We start from the raw sequence: 22,586 nt of genomic DNA on the forward strand, positions 1-22,586 counted from the left end.
CATTCCACCGCGAACCGGTGGAATGCCCCCGGCCCCGGGCTTTCCAGCAAAGATCACCTGGCGCCGATGAGTAAGGCGTACAGAACCACTCCACAGGAGGACCCCAGTGGCGAAGGCGAAGTTCGAGCGGACTAAGCCGCACGTCAACATCGGCACCATCGGTCACATCGACCACGGTAAGACGACCCTCACGGCCGCCATTACCAAGGTGCTGCACGACGCGTACCCCGACCTGAACGAGGCCTCGGCCTTCGACATGATCGACAAGGCGCCTGAAGAGCGTCAGCGTGGTATCACGATCTCGATCTCGCACGTCGAGTACCAGACCGAGTCGCGTCACTACGCCCACGTCGACTGCCCCGGTCACGCGGACTACATCAAGAACATGATCACGGGTGCGGCGCAGATGGACGGCGCCATCCTCGTCGTCGCCGCCACCGACGGCCCGATGCCGCAGACCAAGGAGCACGTGCTCCTGGCCCGCCAGGTCGGCGTTCCGTACATCGTCGTCGCCCTGAACAAGGCCGACATGGTGGACGACGAGGAGATCCTGGAGCTCGTCGAGCTCGAGGTCCGTGAGCTGCTCTCCGAGTACGAGTTCCCGGGCGACGACGTTCCGGTCGTCAAGGTCTCGGCGCTGAAGGCGCTCGAGGGCGACAAGGAGTGGGGCAACACCGTCCTCGACCTGATGAAGGCCGTGGACGAGGCCATCCCGCAGCCCGAGCGTGACGTCGACAAGCCGTTCCTCATGCCGGTCGAGGACGTCTTCACGATCACCGGTCGCGGTACGGTCGTCACCGGCCGTATCGAGCGCGGTATCCTGAAGGTCAACGAGACCGTTGACATCATCGGTATCAAGCAGGACAAGACCACCACCACGGTCACCGGTATCGAGATGTTCCGCAAGCTGCTCGACGAGGGCCAGGCCGGTGAGAACGTCGGCCTGCTGCTCCGCGGCATCAAGCGCGAGGACGTCGAGCGCGGCCAGGTCATCATCAAGCCCGGTTCGGTCACCCCGCACACCGAGTTCGAGGCCCAGGCCTACATCCTGTCGAAGGACGAGGGTGGCCGTCACACCCCCTTCTTCAACAACTACCGCCCGCAGTTCTACTTCCGTACGACGGACGTGACCGGCGTCGTGACCCTCCCCGAGGGCACCGAGATGGTCATGCCGGGTGACAACACCGAGATGAAGGTGGAGCTCATCCAGCCGATCGCCATGGAAGAGGGCCTGAAGTTCGCCATCCGTGAGGGTGGCCGGACCGTGGGCGCCGGCCAGGTCACCAAGATCAACAAGTAAGCTCCGGCTGCTTGCCGATCGACCTGGTAGCTCCACTGCGAGCACCTGAGAGGGCCCGCACGACTTCGGTCGTGCGGGCCTTTTCGCGTTGCAGGTGCCAGGTGGCCGGTAGCCGGTGGTGTCAACCTCCGTGCCCTGCCTGTCACCCGATCGCGGGAAGGATCGGCATATGTGCCCGTAGGGCGGGAGGCCGCCCTAGTTTTGGATCATGCTCAGCTCATCCCATGAGGCCCTGCACCGGATCTTCCAGGAGGACCCGGGCCTTTTCGCCCGTGCCGTCAGAGGGCTCGGTGTTTTCTTCCCGCCGCCTGTTTCCGCCTCCCCGCTTCCCACCGACCTCACGGAGAACCGTCCGATGGAGCGACGGGTGGACACGCTGCTGAGGATGGACACCGAGGACGGCGAGTTCATCCTGGCGGTCGAGTCCCAGGGGAAACGGGCCCCCGACAAGCCCGCGAACCGGGCGTACTATCTCTCCCACCTGTACGCCAAGTACGGCATTCCCCCGGTCCTCCTCGTCGTCTGCGCGGACCGGTCCACCGCGGCCTGGGCGGCCCGGCAGGTCGACATCGGCCCGCCGCAGTGGCCCTCGCTCACCCTGCGTCCTCTGGTCCTGGGGCCGGACAGTCTGCCGGTGATCGCCAGCCCCGACGAGGCCGCTCGCGACATTCCGCTCACGGTCCTGTCGGCGGCTCTGCACCGCCGGGATCCGGACGCCGATGCCATACTGAGTGCGCTGGCAAAGGCACTGAAGGGCTTGTCGGCCGACGACGAGGACACCGCGGGCACCTTCATCGAACTCACTGAACAAGGCCTCGGCAAGACGCCGGCCGCGGATCTCTGGAGGCACCTGATGGCTGTCGACCTCTCTTTCTTCCAGTCGGAGACTGCTCAGAGGCTTCGGGCGGAGGGCCGGGTGGAGGGCCGTGACGAGGGCCGGGTGGAGGGCCGGGTGGAAGACATCCTGCGGCTGCTCGACGGCCGAGGGGTCGAGGTGTCGGAGGGGGAGCGGGAGCGTATTGCCGGGTGCGGTGATCTGGGCGTGCTGGATGTCTGGTTCATGCGGGCGATCACGGCCACGTCGGCGGCGGAGGTCTTCGCGCCGGAGGGGGACCGAGAGACCGCGTAGGGCGGGAGGTCCGGCGGCGCGGCAGCGAGGTGTCGCAGGTGGTCATTCACGGATGCCCGCGAGTTCCACCGGACGACGCCGCAGGGCCAGGCAGGCCGGGGCGACCGACGCGAGTACCGCGAGGAACGCACAGGCGGTGACGACCGCGCCGATCGCCGCCCATGGCAGTTCGAGTGCGGGGCGCACCGAGAGCAGCCCCAGCGCCGCCCACATCCCGGCCAGGTTGACTCCGGTGACGAGCAGCCCCAGGAGAGCGCCGACCACCACGACCATCAGCGACTCGGCGCCCACCAGCCGCAGCACCTGCCCCTTGGTGGCCCCGGCCAGCCGCAGCACCGCCAGGTCCCGGACCCGGTCGGAAGTCGCCATCATCATGGTGTTGACCAGGGAGATGCCGGTGTAGAGCAGGGCGATGCCGAGGATCAGCAGAAGACCGAGCCGGGTCGGACGGTTGGTCTGCGGAGAGGTGGCCGCGACCCATTCGTCCTTGCCGAGCACCTGTCCGCCGGCCGGCCGCACCGCCTCGCGCAGCCCGGCGGCCACGGCTCCGGCGTCGGCGCCGTCGGCCAGGGCCACGTCCACCCGGTCGACGGGGGCGCCGGGAGCGTTGGCGGGAGTGACGTAGACGCCGTTGTCACCGGTGCCGGTGGTCATCACCGCGGCGATCCGCAGCGTCTTTTCGGTGCCGTCCCCGAGCCACACCCGCACGTTCCGACCGAGGGAGTGTTGTTCCCACTCCTCGTTGACGATGATCGAACCGTCGTCGAGGTCGGACATCCTCCCCGCGGCGATCGGCAGCCGGGTGGTGGCGGTCAGGGCCTCGGGGACGGCGGCGCGTGCGTCGGACTCGAGGAGGACCATGCCCTCCTCCAGGACGTACACCGCGCTCGACGAGGTCGGTGACACCTCGGCGCCGGGCACGGCGCGCAGCCGTTGCACGGTCCGCGCGTCGAAGCCCGCGCCGTCCGGCGCGGTGACCACGAAGTCGGCGGTCCGCTCGCGCGTCTCGGTGGCCTTGGCCTCGTTCAGGGTCGCGGTGGCGCCGAGCAGTGAGCCCGCGAGGGCGACCGTGACGAGCACCGGCGCCGCGATGGCCGCGGTGCGGCGTACGCCGGCGGCCGCGTTCTCGCGCACCAGCATGCCCGTGGCGCCCGGCAACCGGGCAGGCAGCCAGGCCAGCAGCCGGGTAGGCGGACGCACCAGGAGGGGCGCGAGCAGCGCCACCGCGGTGATCAGCAGCATCGGCCGGCTCACATAGGTCTTGCGGTGCAGCAGGTCGCCGGGGTCATCGGCCAGGGTGATGCCGAGCGTCACCAGGGCGGTCAGCAGCAGCCCGAGACCGGACAGCCACCGGCCCGGGGTCATCGCCCCGGTGTCGACGGACGCCTCGCGCATGGCCTCGGTGGGGCCGGTCCGGCCGGCCCGCCAGGACGCCGCGACCACTCCGCACAGGGCGACGAGGAGCCCTGTCCAGAAGGCCATGTGGTAGGGCCAGGTGTGGTCGCCGATGGTGAACCAGGCCGGTGCCAGTCCGCCGTCGACCACCCACGCGGCCAGGTGCGGCGCACCGTACGAGCCGAGCACGCAGCCGGCCGCGGAGGCGAGCACGCCGACCCCGAGGGCCTCGGCCAGCACCATCCTGCGGATCTGCCCCGGTGTCGCCCCGGCCGTGCGCAGCAGCCCGAACTCCCGCCGCCGCTGGGCGACCGGGAAGGCGAACGTGGACGCCACGACGAACACCGAGACGAACGTGGTGACCCCGCCGGCCGTGCCGAACAGGGAGTTCATCGCGGTCAGCGCCTCGCTGTCCCGGTCGGGTTCGGCGTCGGCGTACCGGCGGTCGTCCCCGGTGAGCACCCGCACGCCCGCGCTGTCGCGCACCGCGTCCCGCACCGCCGACGCGTCCGCGTCGACGATCAGTTGCACGCTGAGCGGGGAGAGCCGGGCGGCGCGCGCGTCGGTGTGGAAGACGGCGTTCTCGAAGCCGCGGTCGGGCACGGTGCCCACGACCCGTACGGTGCCCCGGTCCGTGCGGACCCGCTCGCCCGGCTCGGCCCAGCCGCCGGTGACGACGACCTCGTCGGCCGTGCGCGGCGCGCGGCCCGCCGCTATCTCGTACGGGGCGAACGCGGCGGTGGACCAGGGGTGGCCCACCAGGTCACCGGGCGCGCCCTCGGCGCGTACCGCGAAGGACCGGTCCTCGACGACCCGGCCGAGCTTCTCCAGTTTCGAGACCGCCCCGGCGGGCACGGCACGCGGCTGCGCCAGTTCCTGCGTACGGGCACCGACCGGTGTCGGCACCCGCAGGGTGTCCTGGCCCCGGACCACGACCGGCGCGGCGGCGAATCGCTCCGGCGTGCGGTTCGGCGCGTCCAGCGAGGAGGCCAGGGCCAGCCCCATGACGACGAGCAGTGCGACACCCAGCGACAGCGCGACGAAGCTGCCGACGAAGGTGGTCCAGCGGGTGCGCAGGGTGCACAGGGTGACGCTCAGCACGGGACGGTCTCCAGCCGGGTCATGTGCGCGGCGATGCCATCGGCTCCGGCCCCGGCCAGTTCGCCGTGGACCCGGCCGTCGACGAGGAAGACCACGCGGTCGGCGCAGGAGGCGGCCACCGGGTCGTGCGTGACCATGATGACGGTCCGGCCCTCGCGGTCGACCATGGTGCGCAGCAACGCCAGCACCTCGCGCCCGGTCCGCGAGTCCAGGGCACCGGTGGGTTCGTCGCCGAACAGCACCTCGGGGCGGGTGATCAGCGCGCGGGCCAGGGCGACGCGCTGCTGCTGGCCGCCGGACAGCTCCGTGGGCCGGTGCCGGGCCCGGTCGCCGAGGCCGACCTGGGCGAGCGCCTCGCGCACCTGCGCCCGGGAGGGGCGGCGGCCGGCCAGGCGCAGGGGGAGCGCCACGTTCTGTGCGGCGGTCAGCGACGGCAGCAGGTTGAACGCCTGGAACACGAACCCGATGCGCTCACGGCGCAGCAGGGTCAGCCTCCTCTCGCTCAGCCCGGTCAGCTCGGTGCCGCCGACGACGACCGATCCCGACGTGGGCCGGTCCAGGCCGGCGGCGCACTGCAGGAGGGTCGACTTGCCCGAGCCGGAGGGGCCCATCACGGCGGTGAAGGTACCCCGGGGGAAGGCGAGGGAGACCTCGTCGAGGGCCGTCACGGTGCTGTCGTCCGACCCGTACCGTCTGCTGACGGAGCGCAACCGGATCGCGTCGTCGTTCATTCGTCCCCGCTCGTCGGGTGCCGGGCCTCCCGCGCATCCGGCGGGCGGCTTCTTTGTCGATGACCCCACGAAACCGCCCGCGGTCCCCCCGGCGCAGTGCGGCAGGGGCGAGAACCGGGGTAGGGCGGGCCATACCCCCAGCAGGCCCCCTGGACCGGTGGTCCGGCCGCACGCGGGAGTTCTACGGTGATCCGCATGCACCCCCGGAATGTGTGGCAGGCCATGTCCGCCCCCGGCTTCCTGCTGTCGGCGTGGCCGTGGCGTGCGGCCGCCTACCTGGTGACCGGGGTGGTGGCCGGTGCCGTGACCCTGGTGGGGATCGTGGCCGCGGCGGCCGCCGGCGGTGTCCTCGCCGTCGTCGTGGTGGGTCTGCCGCTGCTGGTCCTCACCGCCCTCGCGGGCCTGCCCGTCGCCCAGGTGGAACGGCACCGGCTGCGCCTGGTCGACCGCGACCCCGCACCCGGCCGGCACCGGCAGCCCACCGCCACGGGGCTGTGGGCCTGGCTGACCACCCGGCTGCGGGAGCGGGCGACCTGGCGGGAGCTCGGCTACGCCCTGCTGTTCGCCGGCCTGCTCTGGCCGGTGGACGCCCTCGTCGTCACCACGGCCCTGGTCCTGCCGCTCTCCACGGTCGCCACCCCGCTGCTGATGGCCACCGTCGGTGAGGGCGAGGAGGCGAAGGTGCTCAAGCAGTGGACGGTCACCACCTGGCCGACCGCGTTCGGCATGGCGGTGCTGGGGCTGCTGCTCCTCGCCCTCGGCGCCTACGCGCTGGGCCTGGCGGCGGGCGTGCGGGCCGAGCTCACCCGCTTCCTGGTGGCCCCGCGTGGTGGTGACCTGGGGGACAGGATCGTCGAACTCACGCGCTCACGTGTGCGTTTGGTCGATGCCTTCGAATCCGAGCGGCGCCGGATCGAACGCGACCTGCACGACGGCGCACAACAGCGCCTCGTCGCCCTGACGATGGCCCTCGGCCTGGCCCGTCTGGACGCACCGCCCGGCCCTCTCGCCGACCAGCTGGCCAAGGCCCACGGGGAGGCGGGGAAGGCATTGGAGGAGCTGCGCGAGCTGATCCACGGCATCCATCCCAAAGTGCTGGCCGACTACGGCCTCAAGGCGGCCGTCGACGATGCCGCCGACCGGTCCGTCGTCCCCGTCGACGTCCGTCTGGAGCTGTCCGGACGGCTGCCCCAAGCGGTCGAGGCAGCCGCCTACTTCGTGGTCTGCGAGGCCCTCGCCAACACGGCCAGGCACAGCGGCGCCGACCGCGCGGAGGTGACCGGCGGGCACCGCGACGGCCGGCTGTTCCTGGAGATCCGCGACGACGGCCGGGGCGGCGCCGAGGCCGGGGCGGGCAGTGGACTGACCGGGCTCGCCGACCGGGTGTCCGTACTGGATGGCAGACTCTCCCTGTCCAGCCCGCCGGGCGGCCCGACCCTGTTGTGCGTGGAGATTCCTTGCGAGTGGACCGAACGCTTCGCGTAGTACTGGCCGAGGACAGTGTGCTGCTGCGGGACGGCCTGACCGGCCTGCTCACCCGCTTCGGCCACGAGGTCGTGGCGGCTGTGGGCGACGCGGAGGGGCTCGTTGCCGCCGTGGGGGAACACGCCCCGGACATCGTTGTGACGGACGTCCGCATGCCGCCCGGCTTCCAGGACGAGGGCCTGCACGCGGCGGTACGGCTGCGGGAGGAGCGTCCCGCCCTGCCCGTCCTCGTCCTCAGCCAGTACGTGCAGCGGGCGTACGCCGTCGAACTGCTGGACTCCGGCAACGGCACGGGCGTCGGCTACCTGCTGAAGGACCGCGTCGGCCAGGTCGAGGAGTTCGTCGACGCGCTGGCCGAGGTCGCGGACGGCGGCACGGTCGTCGACCCGGAGGTGGTACGCCAGTTGCTGCGCCGCCGCCGCGACCCCCTGGAGCGGCTCAGCCCGCGCGAGCGGGAGGTGCTGGCCCTGATCGCGGAGGGCAGGTCCAACGGCGCCATCGCCCGCGAACTCGTCGTCTCCGAAGCGGCCGTGGGCAAGCACATCGGCAGCATCCTCACCAAGCTCGACCTGCCTCCGGCGACCGAGACGCACCGCAGGGTGCTGGCGGTCCTGGCGTATCTGCGGGCCTGAGGTGGCGCACCGTGCGGAGGGAGCAACCGGCGCGTGACGCCGGGCTGCCCGTCACGCGCCGTTACGCTGCCGTCAGCGGTAGCGGATCACATGCAACCGGTGGACGCCGGCCGGATCGAAGGAGACCGGTTCGTCCGACGAACCGTCGACCACCATCACGCCGGTCTTCAGGCGGAGCGGGGGCGGGTGGCCTTCGGCTGGTTGCAGGAGACCGTGCGAGTGATGATCCGGCCTGCGGGGGTGCGGACGCGTTCGCGGCGCAGGTAGCCGTGGGCCTCCAGCTCGCGCAGGGCGGCGGCGATGCGGGTGGGGCCCTCGGGGAAGCGGGTGGTGAGCGACTTGATGTCGGCATCGGCACCGGTGGGCAGCGACTGGATGTGGCAGCCGAGGCCGATCGCCAGGAGCGACAGCTCCGCGTGCTGGGTGAGGTGGTTGCCGATCACCGCGAAGCGGGTGGTGTGGCGGGGTTGGTAAGGCACCCACGGCACCGGAGCCTCAGGACGTGGGTTCCGGTGGTGTGAGGCGCAGTTCGGCCCAGACGGTCTTGCGCGGGAAGAGGTCCTCGGTCACGCCCCAGCGGTCCGCGAGCGCCTCCAGGAGGAGCAGGCCGCGGCCCGACTCCGAGTCGGCGGAGGGCGGTTGGAGCTCGGGCAGGAGTTCGCCGCGCGTGTCGGTGACCTCGATACGGAGCATGCCGTCGACCACGTGGAGCGCGAGGCGGAAGTCCCGGCCCGGGACACGGCCGTGGGTGACGGCGTTGTTGGCCAGTTCGGCCACGACCAGGCGGGCGGCGTCCGAGTCGTATCCCCAGTCGCGGAGTTGGGCGTCCGCGAGGAGACGGGCGAGGCGGGCACTGCGCGGAGTGGAGGACAGCAGCACGCTGAAGTGGGGGAAGTGGCTGGTCGGTTGAGCCGTGATGCCGGCGGTTTCCTGATGCACGTCATCCAGAGTGACGGCCCGCACCGGTCGCTACGAGTAATAAACAGGGCGCGTACGGTGACTGTCTGTGCCGTGTCCGGTGCCGTCCGGGCTGTCGGGGCCGTGACGTGGGCTCACGACTGTGGGGCCCACGGCTGTGGGGCGCATGGCTGCCGGGCGGACCGCGAGCGCACGCCGGTGGCGGCGCAGTACGGCGGACTCGCCGAGGAGCAGCGCGTGCGGCCGGTACGCCGGCCCACGCAGACAACGCTCCAGCACGGGCAGGTAGTTCCAGCGCACCGCCGGGTGCGCGGAGTGCGCGAAGTGGTAGAGGTCGCCGAAGGGCAGCCAGGTGCCCCGCGCCAGCAGGGCGAGCAGCGCGTTGCGCGGGTACAGCCGCAGACAGCGGCCCGCCTCCACCGCGACCGGCGGGCCGGTGACCGGCTCGGGGTCGAACCAGCGGTGCTCGACCAGCAGCGACATCCAGGCGAGCTGCGGATACAGCAGCAGACGGGGAAGCAGGAACACGAACACCGCCGCCTGCCAGCCGAGGGCCAGTGCCAGGGCCGCCGCCACGGCCACCGGCCCGGCTGCCCGCAGCCGCCCGGCACCCGGCTCCCGCCACAGGGCGGCCATGCTCAGTACGGTGCCCCACATTCCGGCCGGAGTGAGCGGGTGGACCATGCCGAGCGCGTACCGTGCCGTTCCGGCCCCCGCCCGCAGGCCCGCCCGGTGCAACTCCGCCAGGTTCGGGTCGGCCCCGGCGACCGTCGCGTTCGGGTGGTGCTCGCGTACGTGCCGGCGGCGGCGTACGGCCACGGGTTCGAAGCCGGGCGGTACATGGACGGCGGCTTCGGCGAGCAGCGTGTTCGTCCGGCGGCCGCGTGCGAGCACACCGTGCACGGCGAAGTGGCTGATCTCCTGCAGCCTGCGCAACGCGACCGCTCCCGCGAGCGCCGCGGCCACCCACAAGGCCGGACCGCCGTGTACCGCGACGAGCCCCCACCCGGCCAGCTCCAGCCACTGCCCGAGGAGCAGCAGCAACCGGGGTGACGTCGTTCAGCCGCTCCCGCTGGAGTCCCATCACGGCCCGCAGCGAGTCCGGGCCGGGACGCCCGGGGCGGCCCCGGGCGACGGTACTGAACCACCACCGGTCCACCTGCCGCAGCGCGATCCCCGCCGCGACGACCGCCCACCCCGCCCACAACGCCGTCACGCCGCCCGCCCCTCCCGCCGTCCGTCCCGGGCCGGCCGGACCGGCGCGCGGAAGGCGCAGTGGGCGCAGTGCTCGGTCAGACCTCGCTCGGGTGAATCCCCGCCTCGTGCAACACCTTCATGTTTTCCCCGCTCAGCTCCGCGAACGCGCCGATTTCGGCCAGGTGCGCCGCGCCCGCGTACTCCACGGGGCCGTCGCCGAGAAGCACGGCGGTGTCCAGCTCGGTCTCGTAGACGATGGTCGCGTTGCCCTCAAGGACGGGCTGCCACACGTCACCGACCGGCTGAAGCAGACTCCGGGCGATGCCGCCGGGATTGCGCACGGTCACCGGCCGGTCCGGCTCCACGAGCCCGAGGCGGGACAGGGCGGCGCGGGAGGCGGCGATGCCCGAACCGCAGGACGGCGTCAGACCGGCGCCGCGCTCGTACGTGTGGACGAACACCTCGGCGTCGGACAGCGGCAGCACGAAGGACAGGTTGGCGCCGATGGGGAACACCGTCGGCGATTCGGCCACCCGGCGGCCCGTCTCGACCAGCTCCGCCTCGTCGTAGGAGTCGATCACCGTGATCAGATGTGAGTTCGGCACCGCGACCGCCGTCACACGCCGGGACGGGTGGAAGGCCGGCAGCAACCGGTCCACGTACTCACCGCGCGCGCCCGCCTCCGCCACGATGGGATCGGCCGGAGCGAAGTCGACGGCGGGCAGCTCGACGGAGACCTCCCGCACCCCGTGCGGCGTACGGCCCCGGTCGCGCACGGTGAAGGAGTACGGCCCCTGGTGCATGACGACGGACTCCGCCTGATGGCGGTCGAGCAGTATCCGCCCGGCGCACCGCATCCCGTTCCCGCACAGCAGCGCCTCGGACCCGTCCGGGTTGTAGAACCAGGCCCGCGAGGTCCCGTCCCCGTGATAGGCCACGAAGTACACCCCGTCCCCGCCCAGCCCCCGCCTGCGGTCACAGAGCCGCCCGACGGCCCGGGTGAGCTCGGGGGGTGTGGCGAAGTGGGCGAGTGGGGCGCCGTCGGTCACGAAGATGTCGTTGCCGGAGCCGTGGGCCTTGATGAGTCGGAGAGTCGATTTCTGCTTCACGTCACTCAGCGTGCTGGCGTGTGCGTACCGTGAGAAGTGACTCAGCGGATGCGTGTAGTGACTGTCCGGTGGTTGTCCGGTGCTGTCCGGGCTGTCGGGGCGGTCGGTACGGGTAGGGCGTCGCGGTACGGCGCGGAGAACCAAGGAGGGGTGCGGATGTCGGTGGACGGCGAGGCGGTACAGCTCAGGAGCGAGGCGGACGAGCCGGGGTGGGAGGTCGATCCGGACGACGAGTGGGGCGTCGCCGTGATCACCACCGTCGGGCGGCAGTTGAAGCTGCGGCGCGAGGCGGTGGGGATGCGGGCCGGCGAGTTCGGGGTGGCGGTCGGGTACGGGGAAGACCTCGTGTACAAGGTCGAGGGCGGCAAGCGGATTCCTCGGCGGGAGTATCTGGACAGGGCCGACGAGGTGTTGGGGGCGGGTGGGTTGCTCTCGGCGGCCTGGGAGGACGTGAAGAAGGTCCGGTACCCGAAGAGGGTGCGGGAGCTGGGGAAGCTGGAGGCCAGGGCGGTTGAGATCGCCGTGTACCAGTGCAACAGCGTCAACGGCCTGTTGCAGACACCGGATCACGCACGAGCCGTGATCGGGGCGGCACAACCGCCGTACTCACCGGACGACGTGGAACGCATGGTGGCTGCGCGCATCGCCCGGCGGACGGTCTTCGAACGCTCACCCGCACCCGCGCTCAGCTTCGTCCTGGAAGAGGGGGTCCTGCGTCGTCCCATCGGGGGGCACAATGGTGTGGCGTCAGCAGCTCGAACGTCTGCTGGAGGTGGGGCGGTTGCACAACGTCGTGCTCCAGGTGATGCCGATGGACTGCGAGACCCATTCCGGGACGGACGGCACGATCGAGTTGCTGAAGTTCGAGGACGGGTCGGCGGTCGGCCGGTCCGACGGTGCATTCAATGGTCGGCCGACTTCGGACCCCAAACACCTGCGCATCCTTGAGCTGCGGTATGGCACGATCCGAGCTCAGGCGCTCTCGCCTCGGGAATCGCTGGCCTCTATCGAACAACTGCTGGGAGAGACATGATCCGCAAGCCCACTGCCGGGGACGCCTCCGAGCCGGCGTGGTTCAAGAGCAGCTACAGCAGCGGCAACGACGGCAACTCCTGCGTTGAGCTTGCCGTCACCCCCGGCGCCGTGCATGTCCGCGACTCCAAAAGCATTGACGGTCCTCGGCTGGCGCTCACGCCTGGTGCATGGGCGAACTTCGTGCCGTATGTCTCGGAGAGCTGACATTCCAACGGCTTGCGCCCCGCGCCTGGTAGCTACCGGGCACGGGGCGCTGTGGTGTCTCGGGGGCAGTTGCTTCGTGCTTCGCCCCGGATCATGGGGATGTCCGGCCTCACCTTGGTGATGGCCGCGAAGTCGTCGTCGGCATGGAGAACGGTCACGTGATGGTGCTCGGCGCTGCGGGCGGGGTCGTCGGTGGTCAGGGTGGAACGGGTCACCTCCGTCACCACCCAGGGGCGGTTGCGTACGGCCACCAGCTGGCCGGGGGCGACGGGCGCCGCGCCGTCGGCCGGGCGCGTCAGGTCGGCGCCGTCGTCGGCCGCCGCGTCGTCGGTGTCATCGATTCCCGGCCGCACAGCCGCCCCACCCCTTGTCATGACGCCCCGTTCTCCCGTCCCGCCCCGCCCCGATCGGCGACCGCCCCACACGGGGGCAGCACCGTCCCGGAAGACTAGGGGGCGATATAGGTGATGTGGGTAGGTATGGCAAAGGGAGGGCCTGAACCCGGTCAGCTGTCCCGAACTCTGCACGAAGGGTCTCGAATAGCGGACATTCGCGCGGGACCCTTAGCCTTCCGCTTAACACATGAGTAACACTGAAGGGTCGACTGCCGTACCGAGGGCTCCCCGGGCAGTCGCCGTCCCCGCGCGAGGCAATGGCGCCGCGCGCCCATCACCGGGCCCGTTCCGGTGTCAGCCGCGCCAGAAAGGGACCCCGTGACCTCACGACCCGACCGCACCACAACGCTCGCCCACCTGCATGCCGAAATCGTCCGCCGCAATCCGGCGGAACACGAGTTCCACCAGGCCGCACGCGAGGTGCTGGACAGCCTCGGACCGGCGCTCGCGGCACGCTCCGAGTACCGGGACCCGGGACTCGTCGAGCGGCTGATCGAGCCGGAGCGGCAGATCATTTTCCGGGTGCCGTGGCAGGACGACCAGGGCTGCGTCCACGTCAACCGCGGATTCCGGATCGAATACAACAGCGCCCTCGGCCCGTACAAGGGCGGCCTGCGCTTCCACCCCTCCGTGAACCTCGGCATCATCAAGTTCCTCGGCTTCGAGCAGGTCTTCAAGAACGCGCTGACCGGCCTCGGTATCGGCGGCGGCAAGGGCGGCAGTGACTTCGACCCGCAGGGCCGCAGCGACGCGGAGGTCATGCGCTTCTGCCAGTCCTTCATGACGGAGCTGTACCGGCACATCGGCGAGTACACCGACGTGCCCGCGGGTGACATCGGTGTCGGCGCGCGCGAGATCGGCTACCTGTTCGGCCAGTACCGGCGGATCACCAACCGCTGGGAGGGCGGCGTCCTGACCGGCAAGCGCGCCGGCTGGGGCGGCTCGCTGATCCGGCCGGAGGCGACCGGGTACGGCAACGTGCTGTTCGCCGAGGCGATGCTGCACGAGCGCGGCGAGGACCTCGAGGGTCAGACCGTGGTGGTCTCCGGCTCCGGAAACGTCGCGCTCTACACCATCCAGAAGCTCATCGCCCTCGGTGCCAACCCGGTGACCTGCTCCGACTCCAGCGGCTACGTCGTCGACGAGAAGGGCATCGACCTGGAGCTGCTCTGCCAGATCAAGGAGGTCGAGCGCGGCCGGGTGAGCGACTACGCCGAGCGGCGCGGCTCCTCCGCGCGGTTCGTGCCCGGCGGGCGGGTCTGGGAGGTCCCGGCCGACATCGCCCTGCCGTCGGCCACGCAGAACGAGCTGAACGAGGACGCGGCCGCCACACTCATCCGCAACGGAGTGAAGGCCGTCTCGGAGGGCGCGAACATGCCCACGACACCGAAGGCCGTGCAGCTCCTCCAGCAGGCCGGAGTCGCCTTCGGCCCCGGCAAGGCCGCGAACGCGGGCGGGGTCGCGGTCAGCGCCCTGGAAATGACGCAGAACGCGTCGCGTACGACCTGGAAGGCCGACCAGGTCGAGAACGAGCTGGCCCGCATCATGATCGACATCCACCGCACCTGCGCCGAGACCGCCGAGCGCTACGGCGCCCCCGGCGACTACGTCACGGGCGCGAACATCGCCGGCTTCGAGCGGGTCGCGGACGCGGTGCTGGCGCAGGGCGTCATCTGACGGTGCCGGACCGTCACCGGCGGGGGGAGGGCGAAGCCCCTTCCCCCGCTCGGCTGGGCTCGGCCCGCTTGCCCCGCGCTGCCTGGCCCGGCCCGCCTGCCCCGCCCGGCTCGGCCTTGCCGGGGTCCGCTTGTGCTCGGCCCATCCCCGCTCGGCGGGGGCTACCCCACATGGCCCTGGTGCTCGCCCGCCCCGGTCATGGAGACTCGGACCCATGCAGAAGCTCTCCCTCGACGCCCTCGCCCGCGAACATCTGGAACGCGCCGCCACCGCCTCCACCGGTCGCAGCGCGAGCACGGTCTACGGCGGCCACGAGCACACACTGCGCCAGACCCTCCTCGCCCTGACCTCCGGCACCTCCCTCGCCGAGCACGAGAACCCCGGCGAGGCGACCCTGCTGGTGCTGCGCGGCCGGGTCCGCCTCACCAGCGGCGACACCACGTGGGAGGGCAGGGACGGCGACCTGATCGTCATCCCGCCGGCCCGGCACGCCCTGGAGGCCCTGGAGGACGCGGCCGTACTCCTCACCGTCGCCAAGCCGAACTGAGCGAACCGGTCGAACGCGGCGGTTTCCGGATCAAGGTGCCGGAGTCGTGGTGGGAGTTCGACGTCCGGCCGGAGTCGCGGGACGACTCGAGCCACCGGATGGTGACCGAACGCCCGCGCCGGCACCCGGAGTTGGAACCGCACCGGGACACGTGCACCACGTTCCTGCGGAAGGCCGCCGCAGATGCCTGGAAGTCGGGCGTGCAGGCTCGCCAAGGTTCTGCATGACTTCGCCTACGACGTGTCCGAAGCACCGCGCCCGGTGAAGGGCATGGCCGGTGAGGGGATGTTTCGTCAACCAGGGAAGTGATCCACGGTGGCACAGCGGAAGAATCGCTCCGAAGGGTTCAGGTGGGATTCAGTGGACCCGCAGGCCGCCATCGCCCGCTTCGCCGGCACTGCCCCGCTCAACGGGCTGGACCGGGCAGGGGAACCTGAACCCAGTGCTGCACGCGGCCTTCCCGGTGCGGCAGGCGGGGCCGTGACCGGCCCCGGTCGGGAACGCGAGGCCGGCCGCGTTTGACCCTCGCCGCTCCCGGGGTATTCTCTCCGGCCCGATTGGCCAGGCCGCCGCCCGCTGTGGCAGACTAGCGGGGTTGCTCGGTCGAGCGCCGATGCTGTGCGCCCCCCGCCGGGGGGACCGGAAGCGAGTCCCACAGTACTCGTCGTCCCATGCGTTACATCGAGAGATGTAGGGGCGGACGTACGGGAATCTTCCGGGAAGTGTCAGCGGGGTGCAGACCAGGCACCCGGTGGGCCTCTCGCCCCCGCCCGCGGTTCCGGAAGGGTCCGCACTCCCACGCAGGGAAGTTCCGACAAGGGACATTCATGTCGACGGGAGCGCGACACGCCCGACCGCGTGGGTCGGAGGAGGGAGGGTGAGTGACAGAGCAGGCAAACCATCGGGTTCCGGAGCGTTACTAGAGACAGGACTACGAAGCAGCCATGGCGGGACAGAAGATCCGCATCCGGCTCAAGGCCTACGACCACGAAGTCATCGACTCCTCGGCGAAGAAGATCGTCGAGACGGTGACGCGTACTGGTGCGTCGGTCGCGGGCCCGGTGCCGCTGCCCACTGAGAAGAACGTGTACTGCGTCATCAAGTCGCCGCACAAGTACAAGGACGCGCGCGAGCACTTCGAGATGCGCACGCACAAGCGCCTGATCGACATCCTCGACCCGACGCCCAAGACCGTTGACTCCCTGATGCGACTCGACCTCCCGGCCGGTGTCGACATCGAGATCAAGCTCTGAGGGCCGGTGATCTGAGAGATGACCAAGCAGATCAAGGGCATCCTGGGCGAGAAGCTCGGCATGACGCAGGTGTGGGACGAGAACAACCGCGTTGTTCCCGTCACCGTGCTCAAGGCCGGGCCCAATGTCGTCACCCAGGTCCGTACGAACGACGCCGACGGCTACGAGTCCGTCCAGATCGCGTTCGGTGAGATCGACCCGCGCAAGGTGAACAAGCCCCTCAAGGGCCACTTTGCCAAGGCCGACGTCACCCCCCGTCGCCACCTCGTCGAGATCCGCACCGCGGACGCCTCCGAGTACACGCTGGGCCAGGAAGTCACCGCTGAGGTGTTCGAGGCCGGCGTGAAGGTCGACGTGACCGCGAAGAGCAAGGGCAAGGGCTTCAGTGGCGTCATGAAGCGCCACAACTTCAAGGGCAACAACTCCTCGCACGGTGCCAAGCGTGTGCACCGCATGCCCGGTTCCATCGGCGGATGCGCCACCCCGGGTCGTGTGTTCAAGGGCCAGCGCATGGCGGGCCGCATGGGCAACGAGCGGGTCACCACCCAGAACCTGACCGTCCACGCCGTTGACGCGGAGAAGGGTCTGCTGCTCATCAAGGGCGCGGTTCCCGGTCCGAACGGCGGCCTCGTCCTGGTCCGCACCGCGGCCAAGGGGGCCTGAGGTAACCGATGAGCACTGTTGACATCCTTTCGCCTGCCGGCGAGAAGACCGGAAGCGTCGAGCTCCCCGCGGAGATCTTCGGCGTGGAGAAGATCAGCATCCCGCTGATCCACCAGGTCGTCGTCGCGCAGAACGCCGCTGCCCGCCAGGGCACGCACAAGACCAAGCGTCGCGGTGAAGTCCGTGGTGGCGGCAGGAAGCCGTACCGCCAGAAGGGCACCGGCCGCGCCCGTCAGGGCTCGACCCGTGCGCCGCAGTTCGCAGGCGGTGGCGTCGTCCACGGCCCGCAGCCGCGCGACTACTCGCAGCGGACCCCGAAGAAGATGAAGGCCGCGGCCCTGCGCCACGCCCTCACCGACCGGGCCCGCCACGACCGCATTCACGTCGTCACCGGCGTGATCGAGGGCGAGAACCCCTCCACGAAGGCCGCCCGGACGCTGTTCGGCAAGATCTCGGAGCGCAAGAACCTGCTCCTGGTCGTCGACCGCGCCGACGAGGCCGCGTGGCTGTCCGCCCGCAACCTGCCCCAGGTCCACATCCTGGAGCCGGGCCAGCTGAACACGTACGACGTTCTCGTCTCGGACGACGTGGTCTTCACCAAGGCCGCTTTCGAGTCCTTCGTCGCCGGCCCGAACAAGGCCAACGACAACGAAGGGAGCGAGGTCTGATGGCAGTCCGTCACCCCTCCATCGCCTCCAAGGCGGCGAAGAAGGTCAAGGCCGCGCGTGTCGCCAAGGCGCACCGCCACGCCACCGAGGGTAAGAACACCGTCGTCACCCCGGCGAGCAAGGCGTACACGGACCCCCGTGACGTCCTGATCAAGCCGGTTGTGTCGGAGAAGAGCTACGCGCTCATCGACGAGAACAAGTACACGTTCATCGTCGCTCCGGGCTCCAACAAGACGGAGATCAAGGAGGCCGTGCAGGCGGTCTTCTCGGTCAAGGTCACCGGGGTCAACACGATCAACCGCCAGGGCAAGCGCAAGCGCACCCGCACCGGCTTCGGCCAGCGCGCGGGCACCAAGCGCGCGATCGTGACCCTTGCCGAGGGCGACCGTATCGACATCTTCGGCGGTCCGACCTCCTGACGGAGGTCCGGATCGTCCGGAATCGGACGAGGACTGAGAAATGGGAATCCGCAAGTACAAGCCGACTACGCCGGGCCGTCGTGGCTCCAGCGTCGCCGACTTCGTCGAGGTCACGCGGTCCACGCCGGAGAAGTCGCTGGTCCGTCCCCTGCACAGCAAGGGCGGCCGTAACAACTCAGGTCGTGTGACCGTTCGCCACCAGGGTGGCGGACACAAGCGCGCCTACCGCGTGATCGACTTCCGTCGTCACGACAAGGACGGCGTGCCGGCGAAGGTCGCGCACATCGAGTACGACCCCAACCGCACCGCGCGCATCGCGCTGCTGCACTACGCCGACGGCGAGAAGCGCTACATCCTCGCCCCGCGCAACCTACAGCAGGGTGACCGCGTCGAGAACGGTCCCGGGGCCGACATCAAGCCGGGCAGCAACCTGGCGCTCCGCAACATCCCGGTCGGTACCACGATCCACGCGATCGAGCTCCGTCCCGGTGGCGGCGCCAAGCTCGCCCGCTCCGCCGGTGCCTCCGTGCAGCTGCTCGCGAAGGAGGGCTCGATGGCCCACCTCCGCATGCCGTCCGGAGAGATCCGCCTGGTCGACCAGCGCTGCCGCGCCACCGTCGGTGAGGTCGGCAACGCCGAGCAGAGCAACATCAACTGGGGCAAGGCCGGGCGCAAGCGCTGGCTGGGCGTCCGCCCGAGCGTGCGTGGTGTGGTCATGAACCCGGTGGACCACCCGCACGGTGGTGGTGAAGGCCGTACCTCCGGTGGTCGCCACCCGGTGTCCCCGTGGGGTCAGAAGGAAGGCCGTACTCGTTCGCCCAAGAAGGCGTCGAACAAGTACATCGTCCGCCGCCGCAAGACGAACAAGAAGCGCTAGGAGCGGGTTTAGATGCCGCGTAGTCTCAAGAAGGGGCCCTTCGTCGACGACCACCTGATCAAGAAGGTGGACGTCCAGAACGAAGCTGGCACCAAGAACGTCATCAAGACCTGGTCCCGTCGCTCGATGATCGTCCCGGCCATGCTCGGCCACACGATCGCGGTGCACAATGGCAAGATCCACATTCCGGTGTTTGTCACCGAAGCGATGGTCGGCCACAAGCTCGGCGAGTTCTCGCCGACGCGCACCTTCCGGGGTCACGTCAAGGACGACCGGAAGTCGAAGCGCCGCTAAGCGCGGGGTGGAATGACCATGACAGACACTGGAAGGACAACCATGGAAGCCAGGGCCCAGGCGCGGTACATCCGCGTTACGCCCATGAAGGCCCGCCGAGTGGTGGACCTTATCCGTGGCATGGATGCCACGGAGGCTCAGGCGGTCCTGCGTTTCGCCCCGCAGGCCGCGAGCGTGCCGGTCGGCAAGGTGCTGGACAGCGCCATTGCCAACGCCGCGCACAACTACGACCACACCGACGCCGACAGCCTCGTCATCTCCGAGGCGTACGTCGACGAGGGCCCGACCCTTAAGCGGTTCCGGCCGCGTGCCCAGGGCCGCGCCTACCGGATCCGCAAGCGGACCAGCCACATCACCGTGGTCGTCAGCAGCAAGGAAGGAACCCGGTAATGGGCCAGAAGGTTAACCCGCATGGGTTCCGGCTCGGCATCACCACCGACTTCAAGTCGCGCTGGTACGCCGACAAGCTGTACAAGGACTACGTCAAGGAAGACGTCGCCATCCGTCGGATGATGACGTCCGGCATGGAGCGCGCCGGCATCTCGAAGGTGGAGATCGAGCGCACCCGTGACCGTGTGCGGGTGGACATCCACACCGCGCGTCCGGGCATCGTCATCGGCCGCCGTGGCGCCGAGGCCGACCGCATCCGCGGCGACCTCGAGAAGCTCACGGGCAAGCAGGTCCAGCTGAACATCCTCGAGGTCAAGAACCCCGAGACCGACGCTCAGCTGGTTGCCCAGGCCGTCGCCGAGCAGCTCTCCTCCCGCGTCTCCTTCCGCCGCGCCATGCGTAAGAGCATGCAGTCGTCGATGAAGGCCGGCGCCAAGGGCATCAAGATCCAGTGCGGTGGCCGCCTCGGCGGCGCCGAGATGTCCCGCTCGGAGTTCTACCGCGAGGGCCGTGTGCCCCTGCACACGCTCCGCGCGAACGTGGACTACGGCTTCTTCGAGGCCAAGACGACCTTCGGCCGCATCGGTGTGAAGGTCTGGATCTACAAGGGCGACGTCAAGAACATCGCCGAGGTCCGCGCCGAGAACGCCGCTGCCCGCGCCGGCAACCGCCCGGCCCGTGGCGGCGGCGCCGACCGCCCGGCCCGTGGTGGCCGCGGTGGCGAGCGTGGCGGCCGCGGTCGCAAGCCGCAGGCCGCCGCTGCCGAGGCCCCCAAGGCCGAGGCTCCGGCTGCCGCTCCGGCTGAGGCGGCGCCCTCCTCTACCGGTGGAACGGAGGCCTGACCGACATGCTGATCCCCCGTAGGGTCAAGCACCGCAAGCAGCACCACCCGAAGCGCCGTGGTCAGGCCAAGGGCGGTACTACGGTCGCATTCGGCGAGTACGGCATTCAGGCCCTCACGCCGGCGTACGTGACCAACCGCCAGATCGAGGCGGCCCGTATCGCGATGACCCGCCACATCAAGCGTGGCGGCAAGGTCTGGATCAACATCTACCCGGACCGTCCGCTGACGAAGAAGCCTGCCGAGACCCGCATGGGTTCCGGTAAGGGTTCTCCGGAGTGGTGGATCGCGAACGTGCACCCCGGTCGGGTCATGTTCGAGCTGTCCTACCCCAACGAGAAGATCGCCCGTGAGGCGCTGACTCGTGCGGCCCACAAGCTGCCGATGAAGTGCCGGATCGTCAAGCGCGAGGCAGGTGAAGCGTGATGTCGGCCGGTACCAAGGCGTCCGAGCTGCGCGAACTGGGTGACGAGGAGCTTCTGGCGAAGCTTCGCGAAGCCAAGGAAGAGCTGTTCAACCTCCGCTTCCAGGCGGCGACCGGACAGCTCGAGAACCACGGTCGGCTGAAGGCCGTCCGCAAGGACATCGCGCGGATCTACACCCTGATGCGCGAGCGCGAGCTGGGCATCGAAACGGTGGAGAACGTCTGATGAGCGAGAACAATGTGACCGAGACGAACACCGAGGCCCGGGGCTTTCGCAAGACCCGCGAGGGCATCGTCGTCGGCGACAAGATGGACAAGACCGTCGTCGTCGCCGTCGAGGACCGCAAGAAGCACGCGCTGTACGGGAAGGTCATCCGCAGCACGAGCAAGCTCCAGGCCCACGACGAGCAGAACTCGGCCGGCGTCGGCGACCGTGTCCTCCTGATGGAGACCCGGCCGATGTCCGCGACGAAGCGCTGGCGCATCGTCGAGGTCCTCGAGAAGGCCAAGTAGGTAGTTCCCGCAAGGGAATTCCGACAAGTACGCCTGCGAGGCACCCCTCGCAGGGCAGTTCCGCCAGGCTCCGGGGACCGTTCGCCCACGTGGATGAGCGGCCCCCGGGGAACCGGCAGACAAACAGGAGACAGACGTGATCCAGCAGGAGTCGCGACTGCGCGTCGCCGACAACACGGGAGCGAAGGAAATCCTTTGCATCCGTGTACTCGGTGGCTCCGGTCGCCGCTACGCGGGCATCGGTGACGTGATCGTCGCCACCGTCAAGGACGCGATCCCCGGCGGCAACGTGAAGAAGGGTGACGTCATCAAGGCGGTCATCGTTCGCACCGTCAAGGAGCGCCGCCGTCCGGACGGCTCGTACATCCGTTTCGACGAGAACGCCGCCGTCATTCTGAAGAACGACGGCGACCCTCGTGGCACCCGTATCTTCGGCCCGGTCGGCCGAGAGCTGCGCGAGAAGAAGTTCATGAAGATCATCTCCCTCGCGCCGGAGGTGCTGTGAGCATGAAGATCAAGAAGGGTGACCTGGTCCAGGTCGTCACCGGCAAGGACAGGGGCAAGCAGGGCAAGGTCATTGCCGCTTACCCGCGCGAGGACCGTGTCCTGGTCGAGGGCGTCAACCGGGTCAAGAAGCACACCAAGGCCGCCCCGACCGCCGGCGGCTCGCAGGCCGGCGGGATCGTGACCACCGAGGCCCCGGTCCACGTCTCCAACGTCCAGCTGGTCGTGGAGAAGGACGGCAACAAGGTCGTCACGCGTGTCGGTTACCGCTTCGACGGCGAGGGCAACAAGATCCGCGTTGCCAAGCGGACGGGCGAGGACATCTGATGACGACCACCACCACTCCGCGTCTGAAGACGAAGTACCGCGAGGAGATCGCGGGCAAGCTGCGTGAGCAGTTCTCCTACGAGAACGTCATGCAGGTTCCCGGCCTCGTCAAGATCGTGGTCAACATGGGTGTGGGCGACGCCGCCCGCGACTCGAAGTTGATGGACGGCGCCGTGCGCGACCTCACCACGATCACCGGTCAGAAGCCGGCCGTCACCAAGGCCCGCAAGTCCATCGCGCAGTTCAAGCTGCGCGAGGGTCAGCCGATCGGTGCCCACGTCACTCTCCGTGGCGACCGCATGTGGGAGTTCCTGGACCGCACCCTGTCGCTCGCGCTCCCGCGCATCCGCGACTTCCGCGGTCTGTCCCCCAAGCAGTTCGACGGCCGTGGCAACTACACCTTCGGTCTCACGGAGCAGGTCATGTTCCACGAGATCGACCAGGACAAGATCGACCGCGTCCGGGGTATGGACATCACCGTGGTCACCACGGCGACCAACGACGAAGAGGGCCGTGCCCTTCTCCGTCACCTCGGCTTCCCGTTCAAGGAGGCGTGAG

The 22,586-nt window shown here is 69.8% G+C and carries 27 protein-coding genes and 3 pseudogenes; 23 read left to right on the top strand and 7 right to left on the bottom strand.

Features of this window, described 5'->3' with window-relative positions:
- Positions 1–106 precede the first annotated feature (106 nt).
- Both tuf and V4Y04_RS22090 read left to right on the top strand, forming a co-directional pair.
- A complete protein-coding gene (gene tuf, locus V4Y04_RS22085; protein WP_332430019.1) occupies positions 107–1,300 on the top strand; it encodes an elongation factor Tu in 1,194 nt (397 codons plus the stop codon).
- A 208-nt stretch (positions 1,301–1,508) separates the two neighbouring features.
- On the top strand, positions 1,509–2,429 hold the full coding sequence (locus V4Y04_RS22090) for a hypothetical protein (protein ID WP_332430021.1): 921 nt from the start codon (positions 1,509–1,511) through the stop codon (positions 2,427–2,429).
- 42 nt (positions 2,430–2,471) lie between these two features.
- Here V4Y04_RS22090 and V4Y04_RS22095 read toward each other — a convergent pair whose 3' ends face one another.
- Together V4Y04_RS22095 and V4Y04_RS22100 are read right to left on the bottom strand one after the other, a co-directional pair.
- Positions 2,472–4,925, bottom strand: coding sequence for an ABC transporter permease (locus V4Y04_RS22095; RefSeq protein ID WP_332430022.1), 2,454 nt, complete (start codon positions 4,923–4,925; stop codon positions 2,472–2,474).
- Complete coding sequence (locus tag V4Y04_RS22100) at positions 4,919–5,656, bottom strand: ABC transporter ATP-binding protein (RefSeq protein WP_332430023.1); 738 nt, start codon at positions 5,654–5,656, stop codon at positions 4,919–4,921. The genes V4Y04_RS22095 and V4Y04_RS22100 overlap by 7 nt, the downstream gene beginning before the upstream one ends.
- 195 nt (positions 5,657–5,851) lie before the next feature.
- On the opposite strand from V4Y04_RS22100, the gene V4Y04_RS22105 reads away from it, so the two are divergent.
- Together V4Y04_RS22105 and V4Y04_RS22110 are read left to right on the top strand one after the other, a co-directional pair.
- A complete protein-coding gene (locus V4Y04_RS22105; protein ID WP_332430024.1) occupies positions 5,852–7,141 on the top strand; it encodes a sensor histidine kinase in 1,290 nt (429 codons plus the stop codon).
- Positions 7,114–7,773 (top strand): response regulator transcription factor, encoded by a 660-nt coding sequence (locus V4Y04_RS22110; protein ID WP_332430026.1) that lies wholly within the window; start codon positions 7,114–7,116, stop codon positions 7,771–7,773. The genes V4Y04_RS22105 and V4Y04_RS22110 overlap by 28 nt, the downstream gene beginning before the upstream one ends.
- A gap of 182 nt (positions 7,774–7,955) precedes the next feature.
- Here V4Y04_RS22110 and V4Y04_RS22115 read toward each other — a convergent pair.
- The 4 genes and pseudogenes from V4Y04_RS22115 to dapF form a co-directional block, all read right to left on the bottom strand.
- Positions 7,956–8,261: pseudogene (locus tag V4Y04_RS22115) on the bottom strand (helix-turn-helix domain-containing protein); the annotation flags it as partial.
- A gap of 7 nt (positions 8,262–8,268) precedes the next feature.
- Positions 8,269–8,721, bottom strand: coding sequence for an ATP-binding protein (locus V4Y04_RS22120; protein ID WP_443080196.1), 453 nt, complete (start codon positions 8,719–8,721; stop codon positions 8,269–8,271).
- Positions 8,722–8,742: 21 nt separating this feature from the next.
- A complete protein-coding gene (locus tag V4Y04_RS22125; protein ID WP_332430029.1) occupies positions 8,743–9,735 on the bottom strand; it encodes a fatty acid desaturase in 993 nt (330 codons plus the stop codon).
- Between the two features lie 248 nt (positions 9,736–9,983).
- The gene (gene dapF, locus V4Y04_RS22130) at positions 9,984–10,997 is read right to left on the bottom strand and encodes a diaminopimelate epimerase (RefSeq protein WP_332430031.1); all 1,014 of its coding nucleotides are present in this window, start codon (positions 10,995–10,997) and stop codon (positions 9,984–9,986) included.
- A 156-nt stretch (positions 10,998–11,153) separates the two neighbouring features.
- Here dapF and V4Y04_RS22135 point away from each other — a divergent pair.
- Positions 11,154–12,030 (top strand): annotated as a pseudogene (locus V4Y04_RS22135) (helix-turn-helix domain-containing protein).
- The gene (locus V4Y04_RS22140; protein WP_332430033.1) at positions 12,027–12,236 is read left to right on the top strand and encodes a DUF397 domain-containing protein; all 210 of its coding nucleotides are present in this window, start codon (positions 12,027–12,029) and stop codon (positions 12,234–12,236) included. The pseudogene V4Y04_RS22135 and the gene V4Y04_RS22140 overlap by 4 nt, the downstream one beginning before the upstream one ends.
- 32 nt (positions 12,237–12,268) lie before the next feature.
- Here V4Y04_RS22140 and V4Y04_RS22145 read toward each other — a convergent pair whose 3' ends face one another.
- Positions 12,269–12,610 carry a hypothetical protein gene (locus V4Y04_RS22145; protein WP_332430035.1) on the bottom strand — a complete coding sequence of 114 codons (342 nt, stop codon included), beginning with the start codon at positions 12,608–12,610 and terminating at the stop codon, positions 12,269–12,271.
- Positions 12,611–12,949: 339 nt separating this feature from the next.
- Between V4Y04_RS22145 and gdhA the strand changes: the two genes are divergently transcribed.
- From gdhA to rplE, 17 genes and pseudogenes are all read left to right on the top strand, one after another.
- Positions 12,950–14,308 carry an NADP-specific glutamate dehydrogenase gene (gene gdhA, locus V4Y04_RS22150; protein WP_332430037.1) on the top strand — a complete coding sequence of 453 codons (1,359 nt, stop codon included), beginning with the start codon at positions 12,950–12,952 and terminating at the stop codon, positions 14,306–14,308.
- A 214-nt stretch (positions 14,309–14,522) separates the two neighbouring features.
- Positions 14,523–14,855 (top strand): cupin domain-containing protein, encoded by a 333-nt coding sequence (locus V4Y04_RS22155; RefSeq protein ID WP_332430039.1) that lies wholly within the window; start codon positions 14,523–14,525, stop codon positions 14,853–14,855.
- Positions 14,852–15,055, top strand: a pseudogene (locus V4Y04_RS22160) (hypothetical protein); the annotation flags it as partial. The gene V4Y04_RS22155 and the pseudogene V4Y04_RS22160, both read left to right, overlap by 4 nt.
- 744 nt (positions 15,056–15,799) lie before the next feature.
- Positions 15,800–16,108, top strand: a complete 309-nt coding sequence (rpsJ, locus tag V4Y04_RS22165) for a 30S ribosomal protein S10 (protein WP_014054162.1) — start codon at positions 15,800–15,802, stop codon at positions 16,106–16,108.
- Between the two features lie 18 nt (positions 16,109–16,126).
- Positions 16,127–16,771, top strand: a complete 645-nt coding sequence (rplC, locus tag V4Y04_RS22170) for a 50S ribosomal protein L3 (RefSeq protein ID WP_326754270.1) — start codon at positions 16,127–16,129, stop codon at positions 16,769–16,771.
- An 8-nt stretch (positions 16,772–16,779) separates the two neighbouring features.
- Positions 16,780–17,439 (top strand): 50S ribosomal protein L4, encoded by a 660-nt coding sequence (rplD, locus tag V4Y04_RS22175; protein ID WP_332430043.1) that lies wholly within the window; start codon positions 16,780–16,782, stop codon positions 17,437–17,439.
- On the top strand, positions 17,439–17,858 hold the full coding sequence (rplW, locus tag V4Y04_RS22180; RefSeq protein ID WP_332430045.1) for a 50S ribosomal protein L23: 420 nt from the start codon (positions 17,439–17,441) through the stop codon (positions 17,856–17,858). The genes rplD and rplW overlap by 1 nt, the downstream gene beginning before the upstream one ends.
- A 40-nt stretch (positions 17,859–17,898) precedes the next feature.
- On the top strand, positions 17,899–18,735 hold the full coding sequence (gene rplB, locus V4Y04_RS22185; RefSeq protein WP_332430047.1) for a 50S ribosomal protein L2: 837 nt from the start codon (positions 17,899–17,901) through the stop codon (positions 18,733–18,735).
- A gap of 12 nt (positions 18,736–18,747) precedes the next feature.
- Positions 18,748–19,029, top strand: coding sequence for a 30S ribosomal protein S19 (gene rpsS / locus V4Y04_RS22190; protein WP_332430049.1), 282 nt, complete (start codon positions 18,748–18,750; stop codon positions 19,027–19,029).
- Positions 19,030–19,071: 42 nt separating this feature from the next.
- On the top strand, positions 19,072–19,419 hold the full coding sequence (rplV, locus tag V4Y04_RS22195) for a 50S ribosomal protein L22 (RefSeq protein WP_030619142.1): 348 nt from the start codon (positions 19,072–19,074) through the stop codon (positions 19,417–19,419).
- The gene (gene rpsC / locus V4Y04_RS22200) at positions 19,419–20,261 is read left to right on the top strand and encodes a 30S ribosomal protein S3 (protein ID WP_332430051.1); all 843 of its coding nucleotides are present in this window, start codon (positions 19,419–19,421) and stop codon (positions 20,259–20,261) included. Before rplV ends, rpsC begins: the two co-directional genes overlap by 1 nt.
- Positions 20,262–20,266: 5 nt before the next feature.
- A complete protein-coding gene (rplP, locus tag V4Y04_RS22205; RefSeq protein WP_004927269.1) occupies positions 20,267–20,686 on the top strand; it encodes a 50S ribosomal protein L16 in 420 nt (139 codons plus the stop codon).
- A complete protein-coding gene (gene rpmC / locus V4Y04_RS22210) occupies positions 20,686–20,910 on the top strand; it encodes a 50S ribosomal protein L29 (protein ID WP_332430053.1) in 225 nt (74 codons plus the stop codon). The genes rplP and rpmC overlap by 1 nt, the downstream gene beginning before the upstream one ends.
- Entirely contained in the window at positions 20,910–21,197 is a 288-nt protein-coding gene (gene rpsQ, locus V4Y04_RS22215; protein ID WP_332430055.1) for a 30S ribosomal protein S17, read from the top strand. The genes rpmC and rpsQ overlap by 1 nt, the downstream gene beginning before the upstream one ends.
- Before the next feature lie 136 nt (positions 21,198–21,333).
- On the top strand, positions 21,334–21,702 hold the full coding sequence (gene rplN / locus V4Y04_RS22220) for a 50S ribosomal protein L14 (RefSeq protein ID WP_003992364.1): 369 nt from the start codon (positions 21,334–21,336) through the stop codon (positions 21,700–21,702).
- Between the two features lie 2 nt (positions 21,703–21,704).
- Positions 21,705–22,028 (top strand): 50S ribosomal protein L24, encoded by a 324-nt coding sequence (rplX, locus tag V4Y04_RS22225; protein ID WP_332430057.1) that lies wholly within the window; start codon positions 21,705–21,707, stop codon positions 22,026–22,028.
- Positions 22,028–22,585, top strand: a complete 558-nt coding sequence (gene rplE / locus V4Y04_RS22230; RefSeq protein WP_042165103.1) for a 50S ribosomal protein L5 — start codon at positions 22,028–22,030, stop codon at positions 22,583–22,585. Before rplX ends, rplE begins: the two co-directional genes overlap by 1 nt.
- Position 22,586 lies beyond the last annotated feature (1 nt).

This window comes from Streptomyces sp. P9-A2, from assembly GCF_036634175.1.
GTDB classification, from domain to species: Bacteria; Actinomycetota; Actinomycetes; order Streptomycetales; family Streptomycetaceae; genus Streptomyces; species Streptomyces pratens.

Coding starts and splice junctions, on each gene's coding strand:
- V4Y04_RS22090 (WP_332430021.1), top strand. CDS start 1,509: ATGCTCAGCTCATCCCATGAGGCCCTGCACCGGATCTTCCAGGAGGAC.
- V4Y04_RS22100 (WP_332430023.1), bottom strand. CDS start 5,656: ATGAACGACGACGCGATCCGGTTGCGCTCCGTCAGCAGACGGTACGGG.
- V4Y04_RS22105 (WP_332430024.1), top strand. CDS start 5,852: ATGCACCCCCGGAATGTGTGGCAGGCCATGTCCGCCCCCGGCTTCCTG.
- V4Y04_RS22140 (WP_332430033.1), top strand. CDS start 12,027: ATGATCCGCAAGCCCACTGCCGGGGACGCCTCCGAGCCGGCGTGGTTC.
- V4Y04_RS22145 (WP_332430035.1), bottom strand. CDS start 12,610: ATGACAAGGGGTGGGGCGGCTGTGCGGCCGGGAATCGATGACACCGAC.
- V4Y04_RS22155 (WP_332430039.1), top strand. CDS start 14,523: ATGCAGAAGCTCTCCCTCGACGCCCTCGCCCGCGAACATCTGGAACGC.
- rpsJ (WP_014054162.1), top strand. CDS start 15,800: ATGGCGGGACAGAAGATCCGCATCCGGCTCAAGGCCTACGACCACGAA.
- rplC (WP_326754270.1), top strand. CDS start 16,127: ATGACCAAGCAGATCAAGGGCATCCTGGGCGAGAAGCTCGGCATGACG.
- rplD (WP_332430043.1), top strand. CDS start 16,780: ATGAGCACTGTTGACATCCTTTCGCCTGCCGGCGAGAAGACCGGAAGC.
- rplW (WP_332430045.1), top strand. CDS start 17,439: ATGGCAGTCCGTCACCCCTCCATCGCCTCCAAGGCGGCGAAGAAGGTC.
- rplB (WP_332430047.1), top strand. CDS start 17,899: ATGGGAATCCGCAAGTACAAGCCGACTACGCCGGGCCGTCGTGGCTCC.
- rpsS (WP_332430049.1), top strand. CDS start 18,748: ATGCCGCGTAGTCTCAAGAAGGGGCCCTTCGTCGACGACCACCTGATC.
- rplV (WP_030619142.1), top strand. CDS start 19,072: ATGGAAGCCAGGGCCCAGGCGCGGTACATCCGCGTTACGCCCATGAAG.
- rpsC (WP_332430051.1), top strand. CDS start 19,419: ATGGGCCAGAAGGTTAACCCGCATGGGTTCCGGCTCGGCATCACCACC.
- rplP (WP_004927269.1), top strand. CDS start 20,267: ATGCTGATCCCCCGTAGGGTCAAGCACCGCAAGCAGCACCACCCGAAG.
- rpmC (WP_332430053.1), top strand. CDS start 20,686: ATGTCGGCCGGTACCAAGGCGTCCGAGCTGCGCGAACTGGGTGACGAG.
- rpsQ (WP_332430055.1), top strand. CDS start 20,910: ATGAGCGAGAACAATGTGACCGAGACGAACACCGAGGCCCGGGGCTTT.
- rplX (WP_332430057.1), top strand. CDS start 21,705: ATGAAGATCAAGAAGGGTGACCTGGTCCAGGTCGTCACCGGCAAGGAC.
- rplE (WP_042165103.1), top strand. CDS start 22,028: ATGACGACCACCACCACTCCGCGTCTGAAGACGAAGTACCGCGAGGAG.